This is a genomic window from Lacinutrix sp. C3R15 (assembly GCF_018860825.1).
Taxonomy (GTDB): domain Bacteria; phylum Bacteroidota; class Bacteroidia; order Flavobacteriales; family Flavobacteriaceae; genus Oceanihabitans.
The window spans coordinates 467,739-489,641 of the sequence record NZ_JAHKPZ010000004.1 but is presented as its reverse complement, the minus strand read 5'-3'; the positions used below and the strand labels follow the sequence as shown (position 1 = coordinate 489,641).

The 21,903-nt window shown below is 33.4% G+C and carries 12 protein-coding genes; 5 read left to right on the top strand and 7 right to left on the bottom strand.

Annotated features, from left to right (window positions below; translation table 11 throughout):
- The first annotated feature begins 29 nt into the window (after positions 1-29).
- Positions 30-3,518: an efflux RND transporter permease subunit gene (locus KO494_RS02130; protein WP_215965934.1), complete on the top strand. Its 3,489-nt coding sequence runs from the start codon at positions 30-32 to the stop codon at positions 3,516-3,518.
- Positions 3,519-3,595: 77 nt separating this feature from the next.
- Here the strand turns inward: KO494_RS02130 and KO494_RS02125 are convergent, their stop codons facing one another.
- From KO494_RS02125 to KO494_RS02115, 3 genes are all read right to left on the bottom strand, one after another.
- Positions 3,596-4,417 carry a hypothetical protein gene (locus KO494_RS02125; RefSeq protein WP_215965933.1) on the bottom strand — a complete coding sequence of 274 codons (822 nt, stop codon included), beginning with the start codon at positions 4,415-4,417 and terminating at the stop codon, positions 3,596-3,598.
- A gap of 6 nt (positions 4,418-4,423) precedes the next feature.
- Entirely contained in the window at positions 4,424-7,300 is a 2,877-nt protein-coding gene (locus KO494_RS02120; protein WP_215965932.1) for a TonB-dependent receptor domain-containing protein, read from the bottom strand.
- Between the two features lie 227 nt (positions 7,301-7,527).
- The gene (locus KO494_RS02115) at positions 7,528-10,152 is read right to left on the bottom strand and encodes a TonB-dependent receptor (RefSeq protein ID WP_215965931.1); all 2,625 of its coding nucleotides are present in this window, start codon (positions 10,150-10,152) and stop codon (positions 7,528-7,530) included.
- Between the two features lie 193 nt (positions 10,153-10,345).
- On the opposite strand from KO494_RS02115, the gene aspS reads away from it, so the two are divergent.
- From aspS to KO494_RS02100, 3 genes are read left to right on the top strand one after another with little or no spacing between them, the layout of a single operon-like run.
- A complete protein-coding gene (gene aspS, locus KO494_RS02110) occupies positions 10,346-12,100 on the top strand; it encodes an aspartate--tRNA ligase (protein WP_215965930.1) in 1,755 nt (584 codons plus the stop codon).
- 44 nt (positions 12,101-12,144) lie between these two features.
- Positions 12,145-13,935 (top strand): chloride channel protein, encoded by a 1,791-nt coding sequence (locus tag KO494_RS02105; protein WP_215965929.1) that lies wholly within the window; start codon positions 12,145-12,147, stop codon positions 13,933-13,935.
- 51 nt (positions 13,936-13,986) lie between these two features.
- On the top strand, positions 13,987-14,235 hold the full coding sequence (locus tag KO494_RS02100) for a hypothetical protein (protein WP_215965928.1): 249 nt from the start codon (positions 13,987-13,989) through the stop codon (positions 14,233-14,235).
- Positions 14,236-14,456: 221 nt separating this feature from the next.
- On the opposite strand, the gene KO494_RS02095 is transcribed toward KO494_RS02100, so the two are convergent.
- The gene (locus KO494_RS02095) at positions 14,457-14,906 is read right to left on the bottom strand and encodes a nucleoside deaminase (protein WP_215965927.1); all 450 of its coding nucleotides are present in this window, start codon (positions 14,904-14,906) and stop codon (positions 14,457-14,459) included.
- A gap of 93 nt (positions 14,907-14,999) precedes the next feature.
- Here KO494_RS02095 and dxs point away from each other — a divergent pair, with 93 nt between their 5' ends.
- Entirely contained in the window at positions 15,000-16,766 is a 1,767-nt protein-coding gene (gene dxs / locus KO494_RS02090; RefSeq protein ID WP_215965926.1) for a 1-deoxy-D-xylulose-5-phosphate synthase, read from the top strand.
- Here the strand turns inward: dxs and KO494_RS16030 are convergent.
- The 3 genes from KO494_RS16030 to KO494_RS02080 all read right to left on the bottom strand — a co-directional run bounded on the left by KO494_RS16030 (position 16,763) and on the right by KO494_RS02080 (position 21,715).
- A complete protein-coding gene (locus KO494_RS16030) occupies positions 16,763-16,891 on the bottom strand; it encodes a hypothetical protein (RefSeq protein WP_256447826.1) in 129 nt (42 codons plus the stop codon). The two genes, dxs and KO494_RS16030, sit on opposite strands and share 4 nt — an antisense overlap.
- Before the next feature lie 230 nt (positions 16,892-17,121).
- A complete protein-coding gene (locus KO494_RS02085; RefSeq protein ID WP_215965925.1) occupies positions 17,122-20,310 on the bottom strand; it encodes a PA domain-containing protein in 3,189 nt (1,062 codons plus the stop codon).
- A gap of 58 nt (positions 20,311-20,368) precedes the next feature.
- Positions 20,369-21,715: a deoxyguanosinetriphosphate triphosphohydrolase gene (locus KO494_RS02080; protein ID WP_215965924.1), complete on the bottom strand. Its 1,347-nt coding sequence runs from the start codon at positions 21,713-21,715 to the stop codon at positions 20,369-20,371.
- Between the last annotated feature and the right edge of the window lie 188 nt (positions 21,716-21,903).

The window sequence follows — 21,903 nt, the reverse complement described above, 5'->3', positions numbered from 1 at the left end:
ATAAACTATTTAACAAATACTTTCAATTCATGAGTACAAAGAAAAAAAATGTAGATAAGGAGTTTGGCTTATCTTCCTGGGCAATCAACAATAAGACAACCATGTATGTACTTATTGCTGTAATATTTTATATTGGTGTTTCTGCTTTTTTTAGCATGCCAAGAGAAAATTTCCCTGAAGTAAATGAAACTAAAATATATGTAAGCTCTGTTTTTCCTGGTAATACAGCAGAAGACATTGAAAAACTTATAACAGATCCTCTAGAAGACCGGTTAAAATCAGTAAGTAATGTTGTTGAAATCACCTCAACATCACAAGAAGATTATTCTATGGTTGTTGTAGAGTTTGATGAAAACATTACTGTAGAACAAGCAAAACTAAAAGTAAAAGACGAAATAGACGCAGAAACTTCTGGTGAAGACTGGCCAACTTTTAACGAAGCCAAAGTAGAACCAGATGTGTTTGACTTAAGTCTTTCTGAAGAAATGCCTATTCTTAATATTAATATCTCTGGTGATTATCCTGTAGAAAAATTAAAAGATTTTGCCGAAGACCTTCAAGAAGATATTGAAGATATTCAAGAAATAAAAAAAGCAGACATTCGTGGTGCTCAAGAAAAAGAAGTAGAAGTAGCTGTAGACATTTACAAAATGATGGCTGCCAACGTTACTTTTAACGATGTTATTGGAGCCATTAAAAGCGGTAACGTAACCATGTCTGCTGGTAATTTAATTACAAGTGGTCAAAGACGTACCATTAGAATATTAGGAGAAATTGAAAAACCCTCAGAACTTAATAACTTTGTAGTAAAAGCCGAAAACGGCAACGCTATTTACCTTAAAGAAATAGCAACAATTACTTTTAAAGAAGAAGACAAAACTACATTTGCTCGTGAGTATGGAGAGCCTGTTGTGATGCTTGACGTAAAAAAACGAGCAGGTAAAAATATGGTAGCTGCAGCAGAACAAATACAAGCACTTGTTCAAAACGCAATAGAAAATGAATTTCCACAAGATTTAAAAGTAACCATTACTAATGACCAATCTCCTAAAACAATTGGTCAAGTAGATGATTTGGTAAATAATATTATTTTCGGAATCATCTTAGTAGTTACCGTTTTAATGTTCTTTTTAGGATTTAAAAACGCTCTTTTTGTAGGCTTTGCCATCCCTATGTCTATGTTTATGTCTTTAATGATTTTAAACCTACTTGGTCATAGTTTAAACACTATGGTTTTATTTGGTTTAATCATGGGGCTTGGTATGCTGGTAGACAACGGAATTGTTGTTGTAGAAAACGTATACAGGCTTATGGATGAAGAAGGCATGAGCAGAATTGAAGCCGCAAAAAAAGGAATTGGAGAGATTGCTTTTCCTATTATAATATCTACAGCAACCACTGTTGCTGCTTTTATTCCTTTGGGTTTATGGCCTGGAATTATGGGAGATTTTATGATGATATTACCTATTACGCTATCTGTAGTTTTAGGTTCTTCCTTATTTGTTGCTATTTTCTTTAACTCTGTTTTAGTTTCTAAATTCATGACTATTGAAGATAAAGACATGCCTTTAAAGCAAATTATTAAAACCACAAGCATCATTGCTATCATTGGTATATTAATCTTACTTTTTGGTGGTGCATATAAAGGACTTGGTACCTTAATGCTATTTACAGCAATCATGCTTTGGTTATACCGATGGTTTATACGTAAATGGGCAAATAACTTTCAAACCAAAACCTTAGTACGTTTAGAAAACTGGTATGAACACAAATTACGAAGCGCCCTTTCTGGCAAAATGCCCTATATTTTAAGTATTGGTACTTTTGTTTTATTACTCCTTGCTTTTGTTGCTTTTGGAGCCTCATTAGGTGCGCAACGTACCAAAGTAGAATTCTTTCCAGACAACAAACCAAACCAAATTATTGTTTATATAGAATACCCTGAAGGAACGGCCATTGAAAAAACAAATGCCATTACTAAAGAGATAGAAAAACGTGTTGCAACCGTTTTAAACAATGAGAAATACATGGACAATGGTTACAACTTTATGGTAGAAAGTGCCGTATCTCAAGTTGGTGCTGGTGCAGGAAACGCACAAACAGATATGGGTTCTGCTGCAGAAACACCACACAAGGCAAAAATTACTGCCTCTATGCGAGAATACAAGTACAGAAGAGGTGAGGACAGTGAGCTTTTAAGGCAAAAAGTACAAACCTCATTGGTTGGTATTTACCCAGGAGTTTTAATATCTGTTGAAAAAGACCAAAACGGTCCTCCTGCTGGCTCTCCTATTAATATTGAAATAGAAGGAGACGATTACAACGAACTAATTGCTACTGCAGAAAATATGCGTGAATTTATTAATACCAAAAACATTCCTGGTATTGATGAACTTAAAATTGACGTGAATAAAGACAAGCCTACAATGCGCGTAACTGTAGATCGTGAAAAAGCAGGTGAATTAGGTGTTAGCTCATCGCAAGTAGGACAACAATTACGTAATTCTATTTTTGGTTCTAAAGCGGGAATCTACAAAGAAGATGGTGATGATTTTGATATTTATGTGCGATTTAATGAAGATTTAAGATACAATACAAGCGCTCTTTTTAATCAAAACATAACCTTTAGAGACAACACAGGACAGTTAAAAAGCGTCCCTGTTTCTGCGGTAACAAAATTTGAAAACAATTCTGGTTTTAATGCTATTAAACACAAAGACACCAAGCGCGTGGTAACGGTTTACTCTGCACTTTCTCCTGGTTTTACAGATGCTGGAGTAATTGTTACTCAGATTCAAAATGAAATGAAAAACTATGAAGGTCTACCAGAAAACATACAAGTAGATTACACAGGTCAAATAGAAGAACAAAATAAGCAAATGACTTTTTTAGTTGGTGCATTTTTTACTGGTCTTGGTTTAATTTTCTTTATACTAATTTTTCAATTTAACTCCATTTCAAAGCCAACCATCATTATGCTTGCTATTTTCTTGAGTTTTATTGGTGTGTTTGGTGGTATTGTTATTACAGGAAGCGCATTTGTTATTATGATGACTATGGTAGGTATTATCTCTTTAGCCGGAATTGTAGTAAATAATGGTGTAGTGCTACTAGATTATGCGCAACTTTTAATTGACAGAAAAAAGAATGATTTAAATTTAGATGCAGATGCTTATTTAGAACCTGATGATTTGTTTGAAAGCATTGTAAAAGCAGGTAAAGCGCGTTTACGTCCCGTATTATTAACAGCAATAACCACTATACTAGGTTTAATACCTTTAGCTATTGGGTTAAACATTAACTTCTTTTCTCTGTTTAGTGAGTTTAATCCGCACATATATATGGGAGGAGACAATGTTGTTTTCTGGGGACCATTAGCGTGGACCGTAATTTACGGCTTACTAATAGCTACTTTCTTGACACTAATTGTAGTTCCTATATTATTTTACCTAGTTACCAAATTTAAAATGTGGCTATTAAAAAAAGGAAAATCAACAGAAGTAATACCTGAAGAATAAACCTTTTTTACAATTATTGTACTAAAAAAAATCCGAAGACATACTTCGGATTTTTTTTTAGTACACATACAACTATTTTACAATACTTCATAAGTAAAGGTAACACCTGTATCTGTTTCTGTACCTTCTACTTTAAAAGCAAACTTATCCATATCCATTACTATAGGAAAATCTGTACTTGCGCCATCTTCAATTGCAACCGTTAAAGTTACATCTATGCTAGCATTATCATTATAATAATCTTCTAGGTACAAATAGGTCTCACCTACTAAGTCTGTAGATAATATAGTTACAGCCTCCATATTAGAGATACCACCACTATAACCTAAAGTAGTTAAACCTTCAGGAATTCCATTAGTATACACATCTGTTAACGATGCGTCAAAACCATCTAAATAAAACATATCATAATCATAAAAGGAGTCTGCCCAAACTATAGAAAAAGTAACTGTTGGTACTACTTTATATATAAGTTTTGAAGGTGTATTATTAAGACTTGCACCATCATTACCTGTTATAGAAACCTCATAATCTCCTACATTATAAAACACAACACTACCTGCTCCTTCTTGAGCTCCAGACGCTATGATTCCGTCATTAACAGCATAATCAGTACCTTCTACTGCTGCTGTTCCATCTTGAAACATGACACTAAAAACCACATTAGTATCTGTTGGTAATTCACTTATCGCACTTATATTTAATTCATTTAAAATATTGGTACCTGTATAAATATCTGCAGAATCTGTATCATTATTAAAGAATACCGTATTATTAGTATCTAAGCCAGTATCTATTTGCGAAACAACATCGTTGATGTCATCACTATCATCACAACTTACCACAAATACAACCGCAAGTAGCAAGAATAGTTTATATATTAATTTTATATTTTTCATAATTTTTTATTTTAAAGTGAAAGTTAATCTACCAAAAACATAACGCCCATTAAATCCAAATTGCGAAGTTCTTCTTGAAAAAATGAATTGATCCCCATATTGAGAATCTTCAAAAGGCACTTCGTCTGGATAAATATCAAATAGATTATTAGCTCCTGCTGTTATTTTTAAATTGTCCATTAAATCATACGAAGCAGATAAATCTGTTACAACTTTAGCACCATATTCTACAGGTGTTGCAGTACCTCTAAAATCTGGATCGTTTACAGCACCAAAGTATACATTACGAAGCATTACATTCCATTTTTCGCACTTATAAGTATTGGTTAAATTTAATTTTGTACTCGGCATAGCATCCTCGATATAACCTTTTAGGGTTTCATCTAATATTTCTTCCCCAAGAATTTCTTTTACATTTTTAACTTCTACCTCTCTAAAAGTAGCAGATAGATTGTTGGTTAGATTTCCTTTACCTAAAGCCATAGTATGTGAAATAACAAGATCAACACCTTTATTATCTAAATCAAAACCGTTTGTAAAAAATTTAGCAGCAGTAGCAGAAGCATTATCAAACAATTCTTGAGATTCTGCATCTATAGGACCAAAACTTCTAGTTAAGCCTACTCTATCTTCTACATTTACGATATAACCATCTACTGTAAATTTTAAACCTAAATCTGGCAATTTAGCAGTAAACCCTAAACTAAAGTTTTTAGAAGTTTCTTCTTTTAAACTTGGTATTTCAAGCAATTGTGCCAACCTACTATTATTTGCAAAAGTACCTTGCTCTATAGGTATACCTCCAACAAATTGTGTTGCTGTTGCATTAAAATAAATTTGATGTAAATCTGGCGCTCTAAAACCGGTACTATAAGCCGCTCTTACCGCAAAATCATCTGAAAATTTATATTTAGAAGCTAGTTTCCAGTTAAAGGTATCTCCAAAATCATTATAATTTTCGTACCTAAAAGCAGTACTTAATAAAAACGCTTCGGTAATATCTGCCTCTAAATCTACATAACCAGCATAACTATTTCTGTTCTGATTTACTTCGTTTTCTGGTCTGTATCCTGGAAACACTTGGGCTCCTCCTGGAACTGTGTTTCCAAAATAACTAGTTACCAAGTCTGCATCAGGAGTACTTCCTGTTACTATTTCACCATTCACATCATAACTTGCCCATGAAGCTTCTTCTCCAGCTATTAACTGGTAGTTCTCTACACGATACTCTGCCCCAAAGGCAACATTAAATCCTGAAAAAGTATCTTCATAAAATTTAGAAATATCTAAGTTTGTAGTGTTTTGCGCAAAAGAAAAACCTCCTGCTTCAAACTCTCTAGGAGAAGAGGTACCTAAAGTTGCATTTACTGTATTTTCAATAGTAAAATCGAAACTATTAGTACCATAAGTATTAGAAAAATCTACATCCCAATCTCCAATTTTACCTTTAATTCCTGCTGCTAAAGATTTATCAATAATTTTAGAAGCTATATGTGGTAAAAAACCGTTTGGTAGTGCTTCTTGATTTCCTCTACCATCTGTATAAGCAGGTCTTCTGTAAAACCCTGCTCCTAAACCATCTCTAAAACTAATACCACCAAAAGCATACACCGTAGACCCAGCATCATCTAAAGGCAACTCCATATTCATCAAAAACTTTCCACCGCGTAATTTTGATTGCCCAATTTTCATTCTAAAGTCATCACGAGTCAAGCCTCTTTGCGCTAATTCATACTCGGTAATTGGAGCAGGATTAGAAGTATCACCTTCAAAAGTAGCTCCATCTGAAGCTATAATATCTAAATAAGAATCACCATTAGCAACCCCTTGATCATAAACCGCTTGTAAGGTAGGATCTAAACCAGCAACATAACTTGCTAAAGCTCCAGGATTCATATTATACGCTTCATCATAACCTAAATTTCTAGCAGCAATATCAAACATAGTAAATATAGGCTGCCCCATAGAATCACTTCTGTTTGTAGCTCCTCTATTTTCTAAAGAACCTGTAAAGTTAATATACCCTCCATTTTTACCTAAGTCTACACCATAGTTAGCGTCTATCTGAAATTTCTCACCATCTATACCTCCTTCATCATATTGTTCGGAATGCTTACTAATATTAGCTCCACTATTTACATTTAATGTTAGTTCATTAGTCGCTTTTTTTAAGACAATATTAATTACACCAGCAATAGCATCTGACCCATATTGTGCAGCAGCACCATCACGTAATACTTCTATTTTAGAAATTGCAGAAGAAGGTATAGAATTCATATCTGTACCAACTGTACCAGTACCAACTGTACCATTTACATTTACTAAAGAAGATTTATGTCGTCTTTTTCCGTTGATTAAAACCAACACTTGGTCTGGTCCTAAACCTCTTAAAGATGCAGGATCTACATGATCTGTTCCATCAGAAACGGTTTGCGCATTAGAGGTAAATGAAGGAGCGACATAATTTAAAATTTCATTTACTGTGGTTTGCGCTCCAAGCGATGCTACTTCCTGTACATCAATAACATCTATGGGTACGGGAGAATCTAAAACAGTTCTTCCGGATCTTCTAGACCCAACTAAAACAACTTCATCTAGAGCAACTCCAGACTCTAAAATCACATTCATTACGCTTCCTATTACAATAACTTCTTTGGCGTCATACCCAACATAAGAAAACATTAATGTATCTCCATTTTTGGCTTCTATTGTATATTTACCATCAAAATCTGTTACTGTTCCTGTTGTTGTTCCCTTTACAACCACAGAAGCTCCTGGTATTGGTCCTGTATCATCAGATACCGTTCCCGTAATCTGCTGTTGAGCAACCACTTGTGCAAATCCGAAGAAAAGCAGCATTGCTACTAGATAGTTTTTAATCATAATTTTTGGTTTTTATTGATTAATATTTAATAATATCAAAAATTACTAATAAATTAAATCATTTACAACAATAAGACCTTGTAAATTAAGTATTTATACTGGTTTTAATTAACTTTCAAGATTTATTAACAAGTACTTAGTAAAACAAAAAAACAGAGAAATTACCTTCTCTGTTTTTTACGTGTACTAACACTTATTTAGGTGTTTTATATTTTTTTAACTTTAAATTAGAATTTAAAATTTAATCCACCACTTATTGTGGTTCCGTTAGTTCCAAATTGATTTACCTCCCAAGGATATTTAAATCTTCCACCAAGGTCTGTAACCACATCTCCTCCTGTTTCAATTTCATCTGGATACACATCTAATAAATTACTTACAGATACAGATGCAGAAAGACGATCGCTAAATTCATACCCAAATATTACATCTGTAATCACTTTTCCTGCAAATGTTTGGTCTTTATCTTCATCTGTAGCATGTTGCCAGGTCACTTCTCCAAAATAGGTGTTATTTAATGCCAAATTCCATTTGTTTATTTCATAATCAAAACCTAATAACACTTTAGTTTTAGGTCTGGCAGAAAGAATTCTAGACTGTTCTTTTCTATTAAAAATATCATATCCATTATCTTCTAATAATGTAGGTGTATCAATTTTACCATCAATATCTGTATTATTAAAATTAGCTGCTAATGTAGCGCCTAGTTTACCGCTACCTAATTCTATATTTCTATAATTAGCCACTAGGTCTACACCTGTAGTATTTGTATTTACCGCATTAACAAAGAATTTTAAACTTGTAATAGAGTTATCCATTAAAATTTGCTCTACAGGGTTTGTGGTTCCTGAATCACCATCAAAACCAATTTCATTAGTAAATAATACTCTATTATCTACTTTTACGTTGTAAAAATCTAATGTTAATGATAAATCACTTACAGGCTTAAAGGTTATACCTGCAGAAATATTTTTTGAAGTTTCTGCTGTTAATTGTGGTACACCCAAGCCATCTCTAATTATTGGGTCTACATTATTAAAAGTACCTTGATTAGAAATAGTACCACCAGACACTAAGGTTTGCACATTACTTAAATAAATTTGATGTAGTGAAGGTGCTCTAAATCCTGTACTATAAGATGCTCTAATAGCGCCTTTATCTCCCAGAGAGTAACGACCATTTATTTTCCATGACGTATTATCACCAAAGTCACTAAAATCTTCATAACGAACAGCACCACCAATTAAAATCTTTTCGGTTGGCTCCCAATCTAAAGCACCATAAACGCCATAATTATCTCTAGTTGCACTTACCGCGTTACTTGGTTGTAATCCAGGAAAAGACTGTGCGCCTCCAGAACCTGTTGGATTATAATAAGACGCAAATTCACCAGATTTTGTAGTAAAACGCTCTCCTCTTACCTCAGCACCAAAAGAAACCACAAAGGCTCCAAGTTCTCTACTAAGGTCTAAATTAGCTAGGGTATTGCTAAAGGTATAACCTCCTACTTTAAAAGAGGTAGGACTATTAGCTCCTAAATCTACATTTAAGGTATTATTAACTTCATAGTCTACGGCATTTCTACCAAAGGTTCCACTTAAATCTACCTTAAATCCAAACCAATCCCATTTAAAACCAGCAGTCATATTATTATCTCTAATATCCGTTTCAAAAGTAGGTTGAAACCCTTGATACTCTGTTCCTGCTTCGTGTAATAAATTATAAGGATCTTGTACCCAATATGGCGTACGATATAGTGCAAAACTTTTTCCTGTTCTATAGGTCAAGCCTCCAAAAGTATAAAACTCTGCTCCTTTGTCTCCTATTGGTACTCCTGCATTTACAAAAACATCCATGATTTTTAATTCTGGTTGCCCTACAGTCATTCCTAAATCTGGGTTTTCGGCTAGCCAATCCCCAAAAGTAGGATCATCTGCTGCTACGCCAAATAAATCATCTTTTCCTGGTGTACCTGCTCTATTTGTTTCTTCTTGTTGGTAATACCCAAGTGTAAAATTTAAGTAACTTCCTTCCTTACCTAAGTTTAATGAGGTGTTTAAATCTGCACCAAAATTAAAACCATCTCCTTCTGTAGTTACTCCTGCTTTTGCACTTACGGTTGTAAACTCAACATCCTTTTTTAAAACCATATTAATAACACCTGCAATAGCATCTGATCCATATTGTGCAGAAGCTCCATCTCTTAACACCTCTATACGTTCAATAGCAGCAGCTGGTATACTTTTTAAATCTACACCAACCTCTCCTTTACCAGGAGTATCGTTAATATACACTAAAGCACTTTGATTTTTTCTTTTACCATTTACTAAAACCAATGTTCTACTTGGCCCTAAACCTCTTAAATCTGCAGGATCAAAATGCGCTGTTCCATCAGAAATTGCTTGTGTTGTAGAGTTAAAAGAAGGCACCTTATAGGTTAACATTTTATCTACTGTAGGTTGCCCAGTATTTTTTAACTCTGCCACTCCTATATTATCAATAGGTACAGGAGAGTCTAAAATAGTTCTAGGTTTTGCTCTGTTTCCTACAAGAACAACTTCATCTAGTGAAACTCCAGATTGCAAAGTGATATCCATAATAGTTCCAGAAACTATAGATTCTTGTGGTTCATAACCTACGTATGAAAATATTAAAACATCACCATCATTAGCTTCAATACTAAAATTGCCATCAAAATCTGTGGTTGTTCCTGTGGTTGTTCCTTTTACAACTACAGAAACTCCTGGAATAGGTCCTGTATCATCAGACACACTTCCTTTAATCTGCTGTTGGGCAATGATTTGCGAAGCTCCAAAGAAAAGCATCATTGCTACTAAGTAGTTTTTAATCATAATTTTTGGTTTTTTATTAATTATTATTAAATAACAACAAATTACGTATATTTTTTGAATTATTCTTATTTTTAAAAATATTCAGTAATAATATTCATTATTTTAATGTTAAATACTAGCAAATTAATTTGTTTTAAAATAAGTAATTATAGTCAAAATATAAATGTTAAATTTGCACTTCAAATAAAATTTTATGTATAGAAGTCATAATTGTGGTGAGCTAAATGCATCACATACAAATACAGAAGTAACACTTGCAGGTTGGGTACAAAAATCTAGAGACAAAGGATTTATTGTTTGGGTAGATTTACGTGATAGATACGGAATTACACAATTAGTTTTTGATGAAGAACGCACTTCAAAAAGCCTTTTAGAACAAGCACAAAAACTGGGTCGTGAATTTGTTATACAAGTAAAAGGAACGGTTATTGAGCGTGCCTCTAAAAACCCTAAAATGTCTACTGGTGACATAGAAATTTTAGTTTCTGAATTAACCATTTTAAACGAAGCACTTTTACCTCCTTTTACTATAGAAGATGATACCGATGGAGGTGAAGAGTTACGTATGAAATATCGTTACCTAGATATTCGTCGTAACCCTGTAAAAAACAGCCTTATTTTTAGATCTAAAGTAACCCAAGAAGTTAGAAACTATTTAGCTAAAGAAGGCTTTATAGAAGTAGAAACACCTTATTTAATTAAATCTACTCCAGAAGGTGCACGTGATTTTGTGGTACCAAGTAGAATGAACGAAGGACAATTTTACGCTTTACCACAATCTCCTCAAACGTTCAAGCAATTGCTTATGGTTGGTGGTATGGATAAGTATTTTCAAATTGTAAAATGCTTTAGAGACGAAGATTTACGTGCAGACAGACAGCCAGAATTTACACAAATAGATTGTGAAATGGCATTTATAGACCAAGAAGACATTTTAAATGCTTTTGAAGGTTTAACACGTCATTTATTAAAAGAAGTCAATGGTGTTGAAGTAGAAAAATTCCCAAGAATGCTGTATGATGATGCCATGCGTTTATACGGAAATGACAAACCAGACATTCGTTTCGGGATGCAATTTGGTGAGCTTAATGCAGTTGCACAACATAAAGACTTTGGTGTTTTTAACAATGCCGAACTAGTAGTTGGTATTGCTGTTCCTGGCGGAAATACATATACCAGAAAAGAAATAGACAAACTGATTAGTTGGATTAAACGTCCGCAAATTGGAGCCTTAGGCATGGTGTATTGCAGATATAATGACGACGGAAGCTTTAAATCTTCTGTAGATAAGTTTTACAACCAGGAAGATTTAGCTAAATGGGCTGAAGTTACAGGAGCTAAACCTGGCGACTTAATTTGTATTTTATCTGGTGACACTAATAAAGTAAGAGCACAATTAAGCGCTTTACGTATGGAGCTAGCAACACGTTTAGGTTTACGCGACCCAAAAGTATTTGCTCCACTTTGGGTAATAGACTTCCCTTTATTAGAACTTGACGAAGAAACGGGTAATTACCACGCCATGCATCATCCGTTTACCTCACCAAAACCAGGACAAATAGAATTATTAGACACCAATCCTGGTGAGGTAAAAGCGAATGCTTACGATTTAGTTTTAAACGGAAACGAAATTGGTGGTGGTTCTATTAGAATTCACGACAAGAAAACACAAGGCATCATGTTAAAACATTTAGGTTTTACCGAAGAAGAAGCAAAAGCACAATTTGGCTTTTTAATGGATGCTTTTGAATATGGTGCACCACCACATGGTGGACTCGCTTTTGGATTAGATAGACTGGTAGCTATTTTAGGAGGTCAAGAAACCATTAGAGACTTTATAGCGTTTCCAAAAAACAATTCTGGTCGAGATGTCATGATAGATGCACCTGCTCCTATTGATGAAGAACAACTAACAGAGTTAAATTTAAAACTTAACTTAAAATCATAAATTAAAAATCCTGCTGCTTGCAGGATTTTTTAGTAGTTTTAACTATGCCAGCAAAACATCCTATATTAAAAAGAATACTAATCTGGAGAACCAAGCACGTCTCAAACAAACAGTTTGTATATTTTTTAAGTGCTTTAGTTGGTTTTACCTCAGGTGTTGGTGCAGTAATATTAAAAAACCTAACACACTTCATTCAACATTTATTAGAAACCCGGTTAGTACAATATTACCATCAGGCTTTTTATTTTTTGTTTCCCACCATTGGATTTATTCTCGTTTATTTAATCATAAAATATATTATTAGAGCGAAATTAAGTCATGGTATACCATCAACCTTATACGCAATAGCAAAACGTAAAGGAGTCATAAAAAGCTATCAAATGTTTGGCTCTATACTTACAGCTCCTGTAACCATAGGTTTTGGTGGTTCTGTAGGACTAGAAGGACCTGCTGTTGCTACAGGAGCAGCAATAAGCTCTAATATTTCTAGGTTGTTTAGAATGAACCAAAAAACAAAAACCTTATTAATTGGTTGTGCTGCAGCAGGAGCACTATCATCCATTTTTAAGGCACCTATTGCTGCAATAATTTTTGCAATAGAAGTTTTTAGCTTAGACCTAACCATTGTATCTATGCTACCTTTGCTTTTAGCTTCGCTTTCTGCAATCCTTACTTCCTATTTTTTCTTTGGCGATGATATTTTATTACCTTTTAGAATTGAGGATAAATTTATTATTTCAGACGTTCCTTTTTACATGTTTTTAGGTGTCTGTGCAGCATTTACTTCTATATATTTTAATGAAGTTTACGAAAGGGTTCAAAAACTTTTTGATAAAATAAACACACCTTTAAAAAAACTCCTTTTTGGTGGTGCTGGTATTGGCCTATTGGTATATTTAATTCCACCTCTTTATGGAGAAGGTTTTGACATCATGAACAGTCTTATTGCCGGAAACCCAGAAAAAGCATTAGTAAATAATTTTTTGCATTTAGATTTAACCAATGTTTGGGCTGTAATTCTACTACTAGCTGGACTTGTTTTTTTTAAAGTCATAGCAAGCGCACTTACCTTTGGTGCTGGTGGTGTTGGTGGTATATTTGCTCCTACACTTTTTATGGGAAGCATCATGGGAAACTGCATTGCTAAAATTATAAATAATTGCGGATTGTTTAGCGCTCCTGTTTCCGAAAGCAATTTCACCCTTGTTGGTATGACTGGTTTATTAGCAGGAATTTTACAAGCACCTTTAACCGCTATCTTTTTAATTGCCGAACTTACTGGTGGTTATGATCTATTTATTCCTTTAATGATTACCTCAGCTATTTCTTTTGGTATAACCAAACATTTTGCACCACATTCTGTATATACAATGGAATTAGGCAGAAAAGGAGAACTAATAACACATGACAAAGACCATGCTGTTTTAACCTTAATGGACATTAATAAAGTAATTGAAACCAACTTTATATCTATTACTACTAAAATGACTTTAGGAGAAATTATTAATCAAGCAGTTATAAAATCTAACCGAAACATTTTTCCGGTTATAGATAAAAAACACAAAACACTTAAAGGCATCATTTTATTAGATGATATTAGATCTATCATGTTTGACCAAACACTTTACAACGAAGTAACTGCAATAGATGTCATGCAAAACCCTCCTGAGGTTATCGATATAGAAAAAGACAAAATGACCACTATAATGAAAAAATTTCACGACAGTAGTGCCTGGAATTTACCAGTAGTAAGAAAAGGAGTTTATATTGGCTTTATATCCAAATCTAAATTATTAACAGCTTACCGTCGTGAATTAATTAATTTTACAACCTAACAAATAAACTTAAACACTTAAAACACAATACCTAGGTAGTTACTTAAAAATATGAAACCCATAAAAATCATAACCTTTATAGCCTTTATAGCATCTTTAACAAGCATTATTTCGGGCTTTGCATTAAACCTTCCCTATTCACAAAAACTAATAGGCTTTGGTGTAGTAGGTTTGTTTTTAATAGTATTTCCAATGTTTTCTTACTACAGATGGAAAAACAAAGACATTAACGACTATATGCTTAATAAAGAAAATCTCGATAAAATGCGTAAACGCGAAGGAGATACCAGAAAACTATAATTAGGGCATTCCCCTTTTTCGCAAAAAGCTACAAAGCGTCGCGCTATACACTATATCTTTTTTGTAATACTCCATTTCTGTATTGTAGTACACTTTTTTTAAGCAGCATAAATTAAATTTCAACAAACTACTTTTAAGCACAAAAAAGGATGCCGTTTCTATCGCTAATGCACCAACCTGCCATCTGTATTACTACCAGAGATTTTTTTTAATGTAATTTATTAATTCAAATTTCTTTTTTCTATAAAAAAACGTTTCATAATAGCTGCAGCTTCTTGAGCTAAAACACCTCCTACTATTTCAGTTTTTGGGTGTAAGGTAGTTTTCATAACACCACAACCTCTATGTTCATCTGTGGCACCATAAACAATTTTAGAAATCTGACTCCAATACAAAGCTCCTGCACACATTTGGCAAGGCTCTAAGGTTACATAAAGCGTACAATTTTTAAGATATTTTCCTCCTAAAAAATTAGCAGCAGCAGTAATGGCTTGCATTTCTGCATGTGCAGTTACATCATTTAACAACTCTGTTAAATTATGCGCTCTAGCAATTATTCTATCTTCAACAACAATAACAGCACCCACAGGAATTTCTCCTTTTTCTAATGCAGTCTCTGCTTCTTGAAGCGCTTTGCGCATAAAATAAGTATCATCAAAAGGATTAATCATTCTTTACTAATATTACATTATTAATTATGGTAAAAGTACAATTTCAAATGTTATTAGTATGAGTATCATTTTCAAATATTACATTTGTAGTTCATGAGTAAGATACTAGACCATATAAATTACCCTAAAGATTTACGTCTTTTAAAGCAAGAGCAATTACCAGATCTAGCTAAAGAATTGCGTGAATTTATAATTAATATCGTTGCAACCAAAGAAGGCCATTTAGGCGCAAGTCTTGGTGTTGTAGAACTTACTATTGCCTTACATTATGTATTTAACACACCAGATGATTTATTGGTTTGGGATGTTGGCCACCAAGCCTATGTACACAAATTACTTACTGGTAGAAAAAATATTTTTCACACCAATAGACAGCTAGGAGGTATTTCTGGATTTCCTAAACGCGAAGAAAGCATTTTTGATGCTTTTGGTGTTGGCCACTCCTCTACTTCTATCTCTGCAACGCTAGGTATGGCTTTAGTTTCACAATTAAAAGGAGAAATCAACAAGCAACATATTGCGGTAATTGGAGATGCTTCTATAGCTAGCGGAATGGCTTTTGAAGGTTTAAATCACGCTGGTGTTACTACTGCAAACCTATTAGTTATTTTAAATGATAACGCTATTGGCATAGACCCAAGTGTTGGGGCTTTAAAACAATATTTAACCAACGTAAAAAAGGGAACAGAAAAACAGGATAATATTTTTGAAGCACTAAATTTTAATTATTCTGGACCTATAGACGGACATGATTTATCTGCTATAATTACAGAACTAGAAAGACTAAAAAAAGTAAAAGGACCTAAGTTTTTACACGTTATTACCACCAAAGGGAAAGGTCTTAAACAAGCAGAAGAAGACCAAGTAAAATACCATGCACCAGGAAAATTTGATGCAAAAACAGGAGAATTACACGCAAAGCCCAACACCATAAAAGCTCCTAAATTTCAAGATGTTTTTGGGCATACAATTGTAGAACTTGCGAGAAATAATAAAAAAATAATAGGTATAACACCTGCTATGCCAACAGGAAGCTCTTTAAAATACATGATGCAAGAGTTTCCAGATCGTGCTTTAGATGTTGGTATTGCAGAACAACACGCAGTAACACTAGCAGCAGGAATGGCCACACAAGGCTATATTCCTTTTTGTAATATCTATTCTACTTTTTTACAACGTGCTTATGACCAAGTTATACACGATGTGGCTTTACAAAAGCTACCAGTAATTTTTTGTTTAGACAGAGCTGGACTAGTTGGTGAAGATGGCGCTACACATCATGGTGTTTTTGATATAGCTTATTTAAGATGCATACCCAACCTCATTCTTTATGCTCCTAGAAACGAAATTGATTTGCGTAATATCATGTACACTGCCCAACTAGGTTTAAAAGTACCCATTGCTATTAGATACCCAAGAGGAAGAGGTAAAATTATAGACTGGAAACAACCTTTTAGCAAAATAGAAATAGGCAAAGGTATTTGCTTGCAAAAAGGTAAAGAAATAGCTGTTTTAAGCATTGGCACCATGGCTACTCTTGCAACAGAAGCCATACAATTAGTTAGTAATGAAATAGAGGTTGCACATTACGACATGCAATTTATTAAACCACTAGACAGCGTTTTACTTCACAGTATATGCAAAACATACCAAACCATAATTACTATTGAAGATGGTGTTATACATGGTGGATTTGGAAGTGCTGTTTTAGAGTTTTTAGCAGAAAACAAGTATAAAAACAAACTTAGTATATTAGGTATTCCTGATGCATTTATACATCAAGGAAGCACTCTAGAACTACAAAAAGAATTACAATTAGATGCTATTGGTATTGCTAACCAAATTAAAGAGCTCTATTAGTCTGCAATGTAATATGTATCGTTTTCACTTTCTGCTGCTTGACTCTGCATCACTTCGTTAATTACTAATAAACAAGCAAAGAGTACAAAACAAATAACAAGTGCTCCAAGTAGGTTTTTTTTCATGATTTAAATGTTAATACTCTTGTAAGAAACAACATTATTAAAACTTCATTATTTAAACAATAAGCTTAATAAAAACATATCGATTAAAAACATTTTTAACCTACAAAACACAAGGGTTAATCGTTATTAACCTATAAAACCATGTTTTTTTTTAGAAGTTTATATGAAATTATAGTAAAAAAAATGCCACTTAAAAGTGGCATTTTTTAATAAATAAGTAGGTATTCTACTTATTTCTTGATTATTAATTTCTCTGAATGCGAGAAGTTTGCTCCTTGAATTTTCAACACATACATACCTGTAGCTAAATGATTAGCATTAATAGTAGACTGTTGGTTTAATGATAATTCTGAAGAATATACTTGCTTACCATTCATATCAAAAATAGAAGCAGCTACCTTACCGTAATCTTGAGCTACTTTAATATTAATAGTTCCATTTGAAGGATTTGGAAAAATACTAAATGTACTTTCTGTATTCTCATCAATACTTAAAGAATCTGGAGTAAACTCTCCTGAAAAGATACCACGACCATACGAAGCAGCAAATACCATATTATCATCTCTTAAGTCTAAATCTAATACAGCAACGTTACTCATACCATTATAAGATTGCGTCCATGTAGGAGATGCATCAGAAAAGTTAGTAGTATACCAAACACCTAATTCTGTACCAATAATTACTTCTTCTAAGTTTAATGGGTTTTGTAAAATTGTTTTTACTGGTAAATCTGGTAAGTTACCATCTTTAGGCTCCCAAGTAGTACCAGCATCACCAGAGTACCAAACATTTTGTACACCATAGTTATGTATGGTAACAAAAATTTCACTTTCAGATTGCCCATATTCAATATCAGAAATACTACCAACCATTACATTATCATCTAAGTTAGTCCAAGTTGGTGAAGCAGTATTAGCATTTTCTACTAAGATAACATCACCTAAAACTGTACCTACTAACAATTTAGAAGAAGTTGTAGTATAAGGAGACACTGTAAAAGCAGTTGGTGTTGCTGTTAATTCTACTGCATCTGTTAAATCTGTACTTGTTAAAGTAGAAGCAGACTTAATACCAGAATATCTTTTAATAATAACTTCTGTAGCAGAATAATTAGAATATAAGATATCTAAATTAGAATCTAAAGCTTGCGGATTAATAAAAGCACCATTACTAGCACTTTCATTGTTTATATTAACATCATCATCTCCATTAAAATGACGAAGTGTAATACCACTATTATACACATAGTTTCTAATAAAGTATCTATCTGTACCATCTTGATCAAAGAATGTATACGCACCATCACCACCAAAAGGCTCTGTTGAGCTATCTGTACCTGTAGGGTTTGCGTTTTGAAAAAGTTGTGTACCATTATCTTGTAAACCACCAGCAAAATAATCACCAGTAAAAGCAGTTGTTGGCCCAACACCTACAGTATAAAACTGTGAGGTTATAAAACCATTATTTCTTTCTTCTATAGTTGCACCAGCATCCTCAGAGTAATAAACACCACCATCATTACCAAATAACATTTTATTAGAGTCACCAGGAGCAAATACAGCTACGTGCTGATCTGCATGTACATATTGGTGACCAAAACCACCATACCAGTGTGAAAGCTGACTCCAAGTACCACCTTGATTAGTACTTTTAAATAAATCAATACCACCAACATAAATGGTATTATCATTGTTAGGATCTATAGCAATCATTAAATCATAAAATGCTTGCCCTCTTGTAAAATCATATACTGTAATAGAAGGCTCAGAATCATTAGGCACTGTTTTTACAGTATCAAGAAAAGAAGGGAAGAATCCTACTGGTGAAGTAATAACACTTACCTTATATTCATTATCACCTGTATTACTTAATTCTGCTAAAACATAAACTCTAGTTGAAGATTTAGAAGCTACTATTTGCGTTCTTACTCCATTAGTAACAGTATATCTTGTTTCAAAAGTAGTTCCTGCATCTTCTGAAGAAAACACCATACCACCACCATCACCATAAAGTGCACTTCTAGTAGTAGCTACAAATATATCACCATCAACATCATAATCTAAATCATTAGGTTCGTGTTTATGACCATCTGCAGTTAAAGGCATATCTAATTCTGTCCAGTTTGCACCAGCATCAGAAGATTTATATAAACCATACGCATCACCACCAATTGTAGTTCCTGCATTTGACGCACTATAAAGTCCTTCACCAACAGCAACATAAACATCAGAAACACCATTATTATCTACAACAATAACATCATTAATATGTTGTGCTCCAGGAACTACAAGTGCAGTAAAATCTCCGCTTGTTGGGTTCAAGGAAACATTTACTGTTCCTGAAGCTACTGCAGCTTCTAAAATATCACCATCAGCTTGAGATATCATTACTGAAGGAATTGTAATTGTATCATCAGTACCTCCCATTGGTACAGGTTCACCAGCAACATTATTCATCATAATAACTCCAATAGCACCATTATCTTGTGCATTTTTCACTTTTTCAACAAAAGCACATTCTCCACGACGTATTAAAGCTATTTTACCAGTAGCACTTGCTCCAAACTCTTCACAAGCTTCTGTAGGCTCAGCACCTACTGTATCATTTGCTAATACTAAGTCTGCAGTTATTACATCTGTAATTTCAGGACCAAAATTTGTTGTTGGGTAAGATTGGTAGTCACCTGCAACACTTGCTGGTGAATTTGCAGTAATATTAGAAGCAGAAACAAAATAACTGTCTCCAGACATACCTCCAAATATTCTTGCCCAAGTAGTACCTCCATCTGTAGATTGCCATAAACCATCTCCAGAAACATCTCCACCAGTATAGCTCTCTCCTGTACCAGCGTAGAAAATTTGTGTATTATTAGGGTCATAAGTAAGTACTGAAATACTTAAGTTTTCTGGAATACCTACTCTTTCCCATTCTGTATTTGCATTAGAAATATCTGTGTTTTTCCATAAACCACCACTAACACCTCCAGCAAATACTGTATTATTAGAAGTATCATTAGGATCAAACATAACACCTCTTGTTCTTCCTCCTACATTATTTGGACCACGAGAAATCCATCCATTATCTAATGCGTCACCAGGTACTCTTCCTTCAGCAAGAGTAGTTGCTCTTTGCTCTAAAAGGTCTTTTTGTATTTCTGCAATTTTTTCTGGGGTTGGTCTTCCTAATTCAGGATTCATAGTTAACTCCCACATTTGCTCATTGTACTTGTTAGGCGTTAATCTATTTTCTTTTCTTTCTTTTTTACTCAACTCAAGTCGTTCAGTAAAAGGGCTTTTTGCTAAATTTTTAGCATGTAATTCTTTTAAATGTGTTACATCTTTTTTCGATTCTTGGTTAGAATTACATCCAACTAAAAGGAAAACAAAAAAAACACTTAATAGATTGGTAATCTTTTTCATAATTTATTTTTTTGTAGTAAAAGCAAATATAATGAAACTAGGCTTATAAAAAAAAATCTTAAATGTTAAAGCTAAGACCGTTAATTTTTTTATAAACCATGATAGCTTTACTGTCTGATAGCAAAGAAACGTAGTTACATAAACGCAACAATCTTAGATATAAGCTATCTTCATTTACAATAACACTTTCTGGCAAGCTTTTAATTATAAGCTTATCATAATTAGTAGGGTTTTGGTTATAATTATTATTTACGGCATTGGTATATACTTTAAGTAACGTATTTAAAACCTGATAGCCTGAAATTTCTTTATCTATAACCTCTGTAGATTGGTATACTTTATCTACACTAATTTTAATGATATCATTGATTTGTGCTTCATATTTACTTTTATCTAATAATGCAACATGAAACGCATCTTTTAAAATAGCTTCTTCATTAGCTATAAAGATAGCTACAGCTTCATTAATAAGCGTGTTAATAGCCAAGGCTCTTAAATAACTTACACGATCTTGTGTGTTGCTTAATTGGTGGTATTTTTTGGTGTTTATGGTTTCTTTAACCAAATTAATTAAATACTCTAAAGCGTATTCTTCTTGAATTAGTCCTAAATTAATGCCGTCCTCAAAATCAATGATAGTATAACAAATATCATCTGCAGCTTCCACTAAAAAAGCTAACGGATGGCGTGAAAAACTAATATCTGTATCACTTCTACGTATTAAACCTAATTCATTTGCAACATCTATAAAGGCTTCCTTTTCACTTTGAAAAAAGCCATACTTTTTATCTGCAATATGTTTGGTTGGTTTTTTAGGCAAAGACTCTTTTGGATACTTCATAAAAGCACCAAGAGTAGCATAACTTAAACGCAAACCTCCTTGACGCCCTTCTCTGTTTTCTGTAACAATTTTAAAACCGTTTGCATTTCCTTCAAAATCACATAAATCTTGATATTCTTTTGCAGAAAGTTGGTCTTTATACTTTTTACCTTCACCTGTTTTAAAGAATTCGCCAATAGCTTTTTCTCCTGAATGCCCAAAAGGAGGGTTACCAATATCATGAGCAAGAGCTGCAGATGCTACAATAGCACCAAAATCATTTGCTTGATAGCCATGAATATTTTGTAAATGCGGATATTTTTCTAATAACTTCAACCCTACTTTTCTTCCTAAAGATCTTGCCACCACGCTAACCTCTAGACTATGTGTTAATCGCGTATGCACAAAGTCGGTTTGCGAAAGTGGTATTACCTGTGTTTTATCTTGTAGGCTTCTAAATTCTGCAGAAAATATGACACGATCATAATCCACTTCAAACCCTAAACGGGTTTCGTCTTGTTCTTTTCTTAACCTTTTATTGGTATCGCCAAAGCGTTTTAAAGAGAGTAGTTGTTCCCAGTTCATCTTGTGTATTTAATAATTTGCAAGATAGTATTTTTGAATGTTAAGAAATTATTTCCAAATAAAAATAATAAGCAAATCTCATAACATTAAGCTAACTGTTTTATTACGCTTCTTTAACTTGTGGTTAACACCAACTTTACACAGTTGAGGTTTCTTTGCTAAAAATTATTTAACTCAAAAAAAATTAC

Coding starts and splice junctions, on each gene's coding strand:
- KO494_RS02105 (WP_215965929.1), top strand. CDS start 12,145: ATGCCAGCAAAACATCCTATATTAAAAAGAATACTAATCTGGAGAACC.
- KO494_RS02125 (WP_215965933.1), bottom strand. CDS start 4,417: ATGAAAAATATAAAATTAATATATAAACTATTCTTGCTACTTGCGGTT.
- dxs (WP_215965926.1), top strand. CDS start 15,000: ATGAGTAAGATACTAGACCATATAAATTACCCTAAAGATTTACGTCTT.
- KO494_RS02095 (WP_215965927.1), bottom strand. CDS start 14,906: ATGATTAATCCTTTTGATGATACTTATTTTATGCGCAAAGCGCTTCAA.
- KO494_RS02130 (WP_215965934.1), top strand. CDS start 30: ATGAGTACAAAGAAAAAAAATGTAGATAAGGAGTTTGGCTTATCTTCC.
- KO494_RS16030 (WP_256447826.1), bottom strand. CDS start 16,891: ATGAAAAAAAACCTACTTGGAGCACTTGTTATTTGTTTTGTACTCTTT.
- KO494_RS02080 (WP_215965924.1), bottom strand. CDS start 21,715: ATGAACTGGGAACAACTACTCTCTTTAAAACGCTTTGGCGATACCAAT.
- aspS (WP_215965930.1), top strand. CDS start 10,346: ATGTATAGAAGTCATAATTGTGGTGAGCTAAATGCATCACATACAAAT.
- KO494_RS02115 (WP_215965931.1), bottom strand. CDS start 10,152: ATGATTAAAAACTACTTAGTAGCAATGATGCTTTTCTTTGGAGCTTCG.
- KO494_RS02100 (WP_215965928.1), top strand. CDS start 13,987: ATGAAACCCATAAAAATCATAACCTTTATAGCCTTTATAGCATCTTTA.
- KO494_RS02120 (WP_215965932.1), bottom strand. CDS start 7,300: ATGATTAAAAACTATCTAGTAGCAATGCTGCTTTTCTTCGGATTTGCA.
- KO494_RS02085 (WP_215965925.1), bottom strand. CDS start 20,310: ATGAAAAAGATTACCAATCTATTAAGTGTTTTTTTTGTTTTCCTTTTA.